The 8582-nt window shown below is 69.7% G+C and carries 12 protein-coding genes; 5 read left to right on the forward strand and 7 right to left on the reverse strand.

Going from position 1 to position 8582, the window contains the following annotated elements; genetic code table 11:
* Positions 1-282 precede the first annotated feature (282 nt).
* The 3 genes from AE652_RS04960 to AE652_RS04970 form a co-directional block, all read right to left on the reverse strand.
* The gene (locus AE652_RS04960) at positions 283-1125 is read right to left on the reverse strand and encodes an alpha/beta fold hydrolase (protein WP_049649897.1); all 843 of its coding nucleotides are present in this window, start codon (positions 1123-1125) and stop codon (positions 283-285) included.
* A gap of 6 nt (positions 1126-1131) precedes the next feature.
* Entirely contained in the window at positions 1132-1773 is a 642-nt protein-coding gene (locus AE652_RS04965; RefSeq protein WP_049649898.1) for a dihydrofolate reductase family protein, read from the reverse strand.
* A gap of 251 nt (positions 1774-2024) precedes the next feature.
* Entirely contained in the window at positions 2025-2405 is a 381-nt protein-coding gene (locus tag AE652_RS04970; RefSeq protein WP_082345259.1) for a nuclear transport factor 2 family protein, read from the reverse strand.
* 217 nt (positions 2406-2622) lie between these two features.
* On the opposite strand from AE652_RS04970, the gene AE652_RS04975 reads away from it, so the two are divergent.
* The 3 genes from AE652_RS04975 to AE652_RS04985 all read left to right on the forward strand — a co-directional run bounded on the left by AE652_RS04975 (position 2623) and on the right by AE652_RS04985 (position 4097).
* Entirely contained in the window at positions 2623-3216 is a 594-nt protein-coding gene (locus AE652_RS04975; protein ID WP_049649900.1) for a DinB family protein, read from the forward strand.
* Positions 3217-3422: 206 nt separating this feature from the next.
* Positions 3423-3827, forward strand: coding sequence for a hypothetical protein (locus tag AE652_RS04980; RefSeq protein ID WP_049649901.1), 405 nt, complete (start codon positions 3423-3425; stop codon positions 3825-3827).
* 72 nt (positions 3828-3899) lie between these two features.
* Positions 3900-4097: a hypothetical protein gene (locus AE652_RS04985; RefSeq protein WP_049649902.1), complete on the forward strand. Its 198-nt coding sequence runs from the start codon at positions 3900-3902 to the stop codon at positions 4095-4097.
* Between the two features lie 109 nt (positions 4098-4206).
* Here the strand turns inward: AE652_RS04985 and AE652_RS04990 are convergent, their stop codons facing one another.
* Positions 4207-5619 carry a hypothetical protein gene (locus AE652_RS04990; RefSeq protein ID WP_049649903.1) on the reverse strand — a complete coding sequence of 471 codons (1413 nt, stop codon included), beginning with the start codon at positions 5617-5619 and terminating at the stop codon, positions 4207-4209.
* 350 nt (positions 5620-5969) lie between these two features.
* On the opposite strand from AE652_RS04990, the gene AE652_RS04995 reads away from it, so the two are divergent.
* On the forward strand, positions 5970-6722 hold the full coding sequence (locus AE652_RS04995; protein WP_049649904.1) for a phosphotransferase family protein: 753 nt from the start codon (positions 5970-5972) through the stop codon (positions 6720-6722).
* 138 nt (positions 6723-6860) lie between these two features.
* On the opposite strand, the gene AE652_RS05000 is transcribed toward AE652_RS04995, so the two are convergent.
* From AE652_RS05000 to AE652_RS05005, 3 genes are read right to left on the reverse strand one after another with little or no spacing between them, the layout of a single operon-like run.
* Positions 6861-7052 carry a DUF397 domain-containing protein gene (locus tag AE652_RS05000; RefSeq protein ID WP_049649905.1) on the reverse strand — a complete coding sequence of 64 codons (192 nt, stop codon included), beginning with the start codon at positions 7050-7052 and terminating at the stop codon, positions 6861-6863.
* Positions 7049-7186, reverse strand: a complete 138-nt coding sequence (locus AE652_RS47885) for a DUF397 domain-containing protein (RefSeq protein WP_369808269.1) — start codon at positions 7184-7186, stop codon at positions 7049-7051. Before AE652_RS47885 ends, AE652_RS05000 begins: the two co-directional genes overlap by 4 nt.
* A complete protein-coding gene (locus AE652_RS05005; RefSeq protein ID WP_063780059.1) occupies positions 7143-8090 on the reverse strand; it encodes a helix-turn-helix transcriptional regulator in 948 nt (315 codons plus the stop codon). The genes AE652_RS47885 and AE652_RS05005 overlap by 44 nt, the downstream gene beginning before the upstream one ends.
* Positions 8091-8251: 161 nt before the next feature.
* On the opposite strand from AE652_RS05005, the gene AE652_RS05010 reads away from it, so the two are divergent.
* Positions 8252-8582, forward strand: a 331-nt coding sequence (locus AE652_RS05010) for an ATP-binding protein (protein ID WP_199823047.1), incomplete at its 3' end; no start/stop codon positions are given.

Here is an 8582-nt window from a genome sequence, read left to right on the forward strand (position 1 = left end):
CCCTGGCTTGACAACATCATTGGGAATCTCCCTCGTCGAGGAGTTGCACGGTACGGGGGGCGGCGTTCGCCGGTGGGCGTTCACAGCCGTCGACGGTTCTAGCACCCCCGACGGGCCGTCATCCCGCCCTTCCGCCCGGGATGATCGCTCCGGCGCCCGCCGTCCACGCGCGCCCGTACGGATCCTCCGGCCCGCCTCGGCCGATCGGCCCGCCGGTCCCCTCCCGCGCCTGGCGCAGCCGCTCCGCGGGGGCACCGCCCACCAACCGCCGTCCGCTACCCGCTACCCGAGCGCGAGCATCGCCTCGGCGACCGCGCCGACCGCCGCGTCGGGGATCGCGGTGGCGCCCTCGTCGAGGACGAGCAGTCGCGCCCCGGGGACGGCGCGCGCGATCGCCTCGCCGTTGCCGACGGGGAAGAACCGGTTGCGGCGGCCATGGACGACGAGGGTGGGTACCCCGATCCCCGGCAGGCGCTCGCGCCAGCGGGGTGTGCAGTCCAGCCCGGCGAACACGGTGCCCAGGTGGTTGGCCGTCTGGACCGGGGGCGCGGTGCCGGGCGTGCGGTCCCAGATACGCGCGGCGACGGCGCGGGCCGTGATCGGGTCGTCGCCGAGGATCTCCGCGCCGGCGGCGGCGAACTCCGCGACCGCCGCGCGGTCGCTCCAGTCGGGCGCCGGGCGGGCGAACAGGCGGCTCATCGTCGCCCGGTCGTGGTCGGGGAGGTCGTCGTCGGGCGGGCCGGGGGCGACGGCGCGGGTGTTGACCAGGGTGAGCGCGGAGAACGCGCCCGGGTGGTCGAGCGCGGCGACCTGGGCGACCATCCCGCTGACGCCGGTCCCGGCGAGGTGCGCGGGCGCCCCGCCGAGGGCGTGGGCGAGGGCCGCCGCGTCGGCGGCGAGGTCGCGCAGGGTGTAGCCGGGTGCCCGCGGGTCCGTCGTCGTCGACTCCCCGCTGTCGCGCAGGTCGTAGCGCACGGCGCGGCGCCCGCCGGCGGCGAGGCGTTCGCAGAGCGCGTCAGGCCAGGAGAGCATCGTCGGCCCGCCCGCGAGCAGGACGAGCGGCGCGTCGACGTCACCGAACGACTCGACGCCCAGGGCGGTCCCGTTGACGGAGACGGTGGCCATCCCGGGTCACCGGGCGTCGTCGTGCCCGAGGCCCCGGTCGGGCAGGCTCATGTCGCCGGTCCTCGGCGTGCCGTCGGCGAGCCCGTAGCGCAGGTACACGGTGCCCTGCGCGCCCGCCACCGGCGGTTCGAGGAGCGTGAGGTTGGTGGGCACCGCGCCGTCGTCGAAGACCTTCTTCCCGACGCCGAGCACGATGGGGTGCACCCACAGGTCGAACCGGTCGAAGAGCTTCTCGCGCAGGAGGGTCTGCACCAGGTTCAGGCTCCCGACGACCTTCACGTTCCGGTGCCGGTCGCGGACCTCGCGCACCGCGCCGGCCAGGTCCGGGCCGAGCAGCGTGGATCCGGCCCACGGAAGGTCGGGGGTGCCCCGGGAGGCCACGTACTTCGGGACGCGGTTGAAGAGTTCGGCGATCTCGCCCTCCTTCTGCTGCGGCCAGTAGGAGGCGAAGAGGTCGTAGGTCCGCCGGCCGAGCAGGAGGGCGTCCGTGCCCTCGTACGCGGCGAGGATCTGCGCGCCGGTGACCTCGTTCAGCAGGGGTGCCTGCCAGCCGCCGTACGGGCACCCCTCCGGGTCCTCGTCAGGTCCGCCGGGCGCCTGCCCGACGAGGTCGAGGGTCGCGAACAGTTCGATCTGGATGAGGCCCATGTCTGTGCTCCCGGTGGGGGGGTGAGGTGGTCGTCCCGGTCGAGGTGTAGACCTTCCGGGGCCGGAAAACTCATCGCCACGCCGGTGCCCGGTTTCCGCCCCCGCCGACGACTCGCCGACCGACTCGCCCCCGATGCTCCCCTCACGGTCAGACGGGCGGCAGCAGGTCGCTCCCGCTGACGGTGTACGTCAGCGGGGGGGTAGCCGGGGCGGGCCGGGCCCCGCCGGCTCGTCGTCCGTCGCGGGCCGCCTCAGGTGGTGACGGTGCGGAAGATGTGCTGGGTGATGGCGAAATGGTGCTCGACGGGCGTCAGTACGAAGGTGTCGCTGTAGTTGATGACCGAGTCGTCGACCGAGAGCTTGCCGATGACGGTGACGAGGACGCCCTCGTCGGGCAAGGGCTGGCTGTCGACGCTGGTCAGGAGACGAGCGTCCGTGGTGAAGGAAAGCCCCAGGAGCTTCGTCATGATGGACTGCCGCCCCTGGCGCTGCTCGCCGTCGAAGGTGAGCATCGCCTCGTCCGCGTACAGCGCGGCCAGCCCGGAACCGGACGAGCTTCGCTTGTCGAAGTCGACGTAGTACTGCTGCACGAACCGTGTACCGAGTTCTTCGTACGCACTGTTGAGAGCCATGGCAGCAAGCTAACAGCGGGACGCGCCTTCGGTGTTCCGACTCGGCTGTTCCGCGCCGCCTGTTCGACGACCGTCCCGGGTGTACGGACATTGTCTCAGGTGGCACGTCTCGCGGGCTTCTTGCAGCAGGTCAGGGCCGCGGCCAGGGCCAGGCCTCGGCTCTGCCGGGCGTACGGGATCTTGAGGCCACGAGCAGTCCATGGCAGCCTCATGGCGCATGATCGATGAATTCGCGAAGGACAACCTGCACGGGCGACTGCGGCGGGACCGCGAGGCACTGCTCTGGAAACTCGACGGCCTGTCCGAATACGACGCCCGCCGACCTCTGACAGCGTCCGGGACCAACCTCCTCGGCCTGGTCAAACACGTGGCCACCGTCGAGGCCAGGTACTTCGGCGAGGTCTTCGACCGCCCTTCCCCGGAACCGCTGCCCCGGTGGCAGGACTCCGACGGCGGCGATCTGTGGGCGACCGAGGACGAGACCCGCGATCAGATCATCGGGTTCTACCAGCGCACATGGGAACACTCGGACGCGACGATCAACGAACTCCCCCTCGACGCCCCGGGCCACGTGCCGTGGTGGCCGGAGCCTCATGCCGGCACGAACCTGTTCGCCGTCATGGTCCATGTCCTCGGCGAGTCCAACCGCCATGCCGGGCACGCCGACATCCTCCGCGAGAGCCTCGACGGCCGGACCGGCATGCGCCCCGAACACGCGAAGCGGATCGACGGGCAAGCCCGTGCGGCCTACTTCGCGAGGATCGAGCAGGCCGCCAGGTCGGCCGCACCGATCGAGGCTCAGGCCGTCTGATGCCGTGATCAACTCGCCGACGAGCAACGGACGTTCATCGAGTCATCCTGAGCGTGTGGGCGGCTCCACGCCACATCGCGGTGTCATTCCGGACATCCACAACTCTTCTGGCTCCCGGGTCAGTGGCGAACCGCAGCATGGGGGGCTCGGAAGCTCCCCTAGATCACCCCATCCCGTCCGTTGCCACTGCCGGAGAGAAGGTTGTCATGAGCGCACCTACCCGTACCAAGTTCGCCCGTTTCCTGGCCGTCCCCGCCCTTGCCATGGCGAGCACGGTCCTCGCAGCCGCACCCGCGAGCGCCGGAGGACTCTCCATAGGCGTCAACGGCGCCACCGTCGCGGATGCCGGGCGGACGCTGAACGTCTCCGCCACCTACCGGTGCCTCCCGATATTCGACTGGGTCAAGATCACCGTCCAGGCCACGCAATCCGCCGTGTCGGGCGTCGGCTCGGTCCAGCTCCCCTGCACCGGCGGGGAGACCGTGAGCATCCCGGTGGGCGTCACCTCGCCCGGTGACACGTGGATCAGGTCCTCGGTGAACGTGGTCGTGCACATCTACGACGCCGAGCTCGACCGCGGCGGGGCCGCGGCCACCGTCGTCGCCACCTGACCGGCGTCCACGGAGAACGAGACGGCGGGATCGCACTACGATCGCCCTGCATCGGCGTGGCAAGGGGTGGAGATGCCGGATGGGCTGTTCCTCGGGTTCTGGTCGGTGCCGGTGGTCGCGGTGGCGCTGGTCTGCTTCGCCGCTCTGAGGGAGCACGGCACGCCAGCCGCCAAGCGGGCCGCCTATGTGTTCCTGGGCATCGCGGCGCTGCCGGCGCTGTTCCTGGCGTTGATCGCGTTCGCGCTCGTCGCGGCGCTCGCGACCGGCTGAGCGGCATCGAGCCCGGGTCGCTTCCTCCCTCCTCGGCAAGAGGGAGCGCCCTCCCCAGCGTGGTGGGGAGGGCGCGGGGAAGAGCACCGGCGCGGGGCCGGTACGGGTGTTACGCGCGGCGGAAGATGCTGGCGATCGGCCCGAACAGACCGGTGAAGAGGACCTCGGCGGCGACACCGGTGATGTCGGCCCCGCCCTTGTCGGGGGACTCGGCCGGCGCCTTGTAGGAGGCGATGGTCCACTTCTGGCCGGCGCCGCCCTTGGCCTTGCCGACCAGGCGGCCGTCGTCGTCGGTCCAGTAGGTCCGCTCCGACGGCACGGTCTTGCTGTCCGAGGCGGTGATGTAGGTGCCGTCGTAGTCCCACCGGTAGGTGCTGCCCGCGTACCGCATGGCGCCACAGCCGTACATCTGCGTCCGGGAGCCGACGCGGCTCACCGGCTTGGTGATCCCGTCCTTCTCGGCCGCGGCGAGGTAGGCGCGCATCTCCTTGACGAACTTCTTGTCGGTGCCGTCGAGCTTGCCCTCCCCGTAGAACGCCAGGAGTGCGCAGTGGTCGTTCCAGCGCGCCAGGCCCTTGAGCGGGGCACGGCGCTGCCAGGCCCGCACCGGCGCCTCCGCCTTGAGCGCCGCCACCATGGCGTGCTCGGTGCGCCGCGCCTCCTTCAGTGGCTCCCCGAACAACTCCGTCAGCCCGAGAGCCTTGACGTGGTCCTCCAAGGTCGCCGCCCCGGAGCTCTCCATCAGGTAGATCTGTTGTTCCAGCATCCTCTCCAGGTCCTGCGGTTGGGCCTGCTCCATCTCCAGTTCGATCTCCTGCACCTGCTCCGCCCCCGCGACGACGCTGCGCTCGAAGAACGTCTGGAGCTCCTCGTTGCTCATCGGCCTTCCATCGATCGTGGCGGAGATCCCCTTCGCGCCCTTGTACGCCTCCACCATCGCGTCCAGGTGCCTGGGGAGCGCCTGCAGCAACTTGCCGTACTTGGGCCGGAGCTCCTCCAGCAGGGTCGCCTGCCGGCCGTTGAGCGCCTCCAGCTTCCCTTCGAACTGCTTGCCCTCGCGCTTCCAGCGGTCCAGTTCCGCTTCGTAGTCCTGCGCGGACTGGGCGGTCCATTCCTGGGGGATCAGCGCGTCGAGCCGCTTGGCGACGTCCCCGGTCGCGTCGTTGAGCATGCTGGCGTACCACTCCCGCAGCCGGGCGTCCTCTGCGGCTTCGGCGAGCGGGTCGCTGTACATCCACACGCTGTAGTTGCCGATGTTCTGCAGTTCCCGGACCGCGCTGCTGGCGATCTGGTTGAACGGCTGACGCTCCAGTCCGTCTTCGTGGTACCGGTAGTGCCAGCGGGTCGCCCACGAGCCGTCGTCCGGCCCCAGCTCAAGGCTCGGGGGGAAGGTCCGGCTCAGCAGGTACTTGGTGCCCTCCTTGTAGTCGCTGAAGTCCACGGATCCGCCGAGCCGTACCCGCAGGCAGCGGCCGGTGTCCTGGTTGACGATGGTGAAGTCTCCGGCAGGGAATTTCGACATGGTTCAGAGTCTGTGGCCGCGTCCCCGTCCAGGCGGGCGGCCTTGCGGGGTGACACTCGAAAGGGTGAGGTTTCATGATCATCGGTGTGGACGCCCCGTCCATCGGCAGCGGACCTGCACCGACCCTGGTGGTGGTCACGTCCCGCATCAGGTCGAGGTGCCCGCCTGACAGGTGATGCGTCTCATCGCACTGCCGAGACAGGCTCCGGAGGAGACGGCCTGCTCACGCACGCGCTGTCCGGAGCGCGCTCCGGAATGAGCGTCACATTCGGTCAGCAGGGCGGACGTTGCCGGCTCGGACGCCGTAAATCCGGCGACGGCGGCGGTGATCCCCGGAATACTGGTCGCCCATGGATGAGGTCGAAGTCGTCGTCGCCCATTCCGAGCGCGCGACCCTGCGCGTCGGCGACGTGTTCCTGAAGGTGGACGCCGATCAGACGCGCATCGACGTCGAGGTCGAGGCGATGTCCCTCGCGCCGGTCCCGACGCCCGAGGTGCTGTGGCGCAAGCCGCCCGTACTCGCGCTCGCCGCGGTCCCCGGGACGACGCTCGGGCGCCTCGGCGGGCCGGCGACCGGGTCACCGGCCGCGTGGGCGGCGGCGGGCGCCGCCATCCGGAAGCTGCACGACGCGCCACTGCCACCCCGGCCCGGCCGGGCGGGCCGGAGCGTCGCCGTGCTGGCGGCGGAACTCGACGAGGAGTGCGGGGTGTTGGTGACGAACGGCATCCTGCCCGTCGACCTGGTCACCCGCAACCGCCGGGTCGCCGAGGCCGCGTTCCGGCCGTGGACCCCGGCGTTCACGCACGGCGACCTGCAGATCGCGCACGTCTTCGTCGACGGCGACGAGGTCACGGGCATCATCGACTGGTCCGAGGCCGGGCAGGGCGACGCCCTGTACGACCTCGCCACCTTCACGCTCGGCCACGAGGAGCACCTCGACGACGTCATCGCCGGCTATGGCACCGATGTCGACGTCGACCTCGACGTGATCCACGCGTGGTGGTCGCTGCGGAGCCTGCTGGCGGTCCGCTGGCTGATCGAGCACGGCTTCGACCCCTTCGCGCCGGGCTGCGAGGTCGACGCGCTGAAAGCCCGGATGTGAGGCAGCGCGGGATGGCAACCTCCGCGACCTCATTGGAAGCTTTCACTAACTCCCATTTGTCATCTGGTGGTTGACACCAGCGGTGTGACAACGGGCAGGGCCCCGACCCCGACAGCCCCCGGAGGCGCCGCAGCGGGCTCACGCAGGGAAGTCCCCGGACCGGATCACGGCGATGAACGACTTCCAGGCGGCGGACGGGAAGACGAGCGCCGGGCCGCGCGGGTCCTTGGAGTCACGCACGGGGACGAGACCGGGGAATCCGGGGGCTACCTCGATGCAGTCGCCGCCGTTGCCCCCGCTGTAGCTGCTCTTGCGCCAGACGAGACTCATGCAGGGAACTTACCCTCCTGAATCGCGGCAATGAAGGAGCCCCAGGCAGCGGAGGGGAAGACGAGCGCCGGGCCGCGCGGGTCCTTGGAGTCACGCACGGGGACGAGACCGGGGAATCCGGGGGCTACCTCGATGCAGTCGCCGCCGTTGCCCCCGCTGTAGCTGCTCTTGCGCCAGACGGCCACGTCGAACTCGTTCCTCGTCATCCCTGAACCCTTCCAGCGCATCCGCGAACAGCGCGAGCGAGTCGGCCACTGGCAGCGCCGCCCCATGGAGCAGATCATAGCTCCAGCGATGCCGCGCAACGATCTCCGGAACATCGCTGGAATGCCCGCGATCGAGGCTCTCGGAATACACACAGGTTCGTCCGTCAGGCATCTCCAGCAGCACCATTGAGACATCAACGCTGGCCTGTCGACACGTGAACGGCACAACTTGGATCACGATGTTCGGAAGCTTTGCAACCGCCAGCAGGTGCTCCATCTGACGCACCATCACGCCAGGCCCGCCATAGACGGTTCGAATGCAACTCTCGTCCAGGATCGCCAGCAAGGGCGGCCCGCCCGGCTCCAGGAATCGCTTCTGCCGAGCCAACCGAGCCTGCGTTCGCTGCTTGATCATCTCCGGCTTACCGGCTGCATCGCTGACCGCAAAAACGGCTTCCGCATACTCGCGGCATTGCAACAGCCCGTTCATCACCGCGATCTGAAAGACTCTGGCCGCCACAGCCTCGGACTCCGCGTCGGCATGAGTCTGGAACCAATCCGGGTGTTCAACTTCGGCGTTCCAGTCCACCCGATCCCAGAGCCGCTTCAGCGCCCCGTCGGCGCCAAGCAGTACGTCGGCCTGCATGACCATGTCCGGCGGCATGCGCCTCTTGCCGGACTCAAACCGTGTGATATTCGGCCTGGTGGAGTGCAGCAGCTTCGCCAACTGCTCCTGCGTGTAGCCCGTCGCCTCCCGGTAGAAGCGCAGCTCTTCGCCGAACAACCGCGCCGAACTGGCCGTCACCTCGTTGACGAGTCGCCGGTGTGCCATGTCAGACCCCCTGACGTACCGCAGGTGCGTGGTACCTGATTTCGGCCATCACCGTACATCCGAAGCCCGGATCATTGAGACCGGAACGCAATCATCTGCATGCACAGCGTGACTGTGCGCGCTCCTGTCGCACGCCCCCTCTGCCCCCATGAGGTGTCCCCATGCTCATGTCCCGCCGGCCCCGTGCCTTCGTCGCGCGTCTCGACTCCTGCATCGAATCCACGCCCCTGGCGAGGTACTTGCTCCGGGCCTATCTCGCGGGCCTGCCCTCCGGCGACCGCTACGCCGACACCGCCGAACTCCTGCTCGGTGAGCTCTTCGCCAACGCCGTCCAGCACTCCGACGCCCCCGACGACCGCCACATCGAGATCCGCTTCACCCTGATCAACTCCCGCCTCCGGCTGGAAGTCCACGACGCAGGCAGCGGCCGACCGTCCCTCCACGCCCCCACCCCCTCCGACGAGCACGGGCGCGGCCTGTTCCTCGTCAACG

Source organism: Kitasatospora sp. MY 5-36, assembly GCF_001182915.1.
Taxonomy (GTDB): Bacteria; Actinomycetota; Actinomycetes; order Streptomycetales; family Streptomycetaceae; genus Kitasatospora.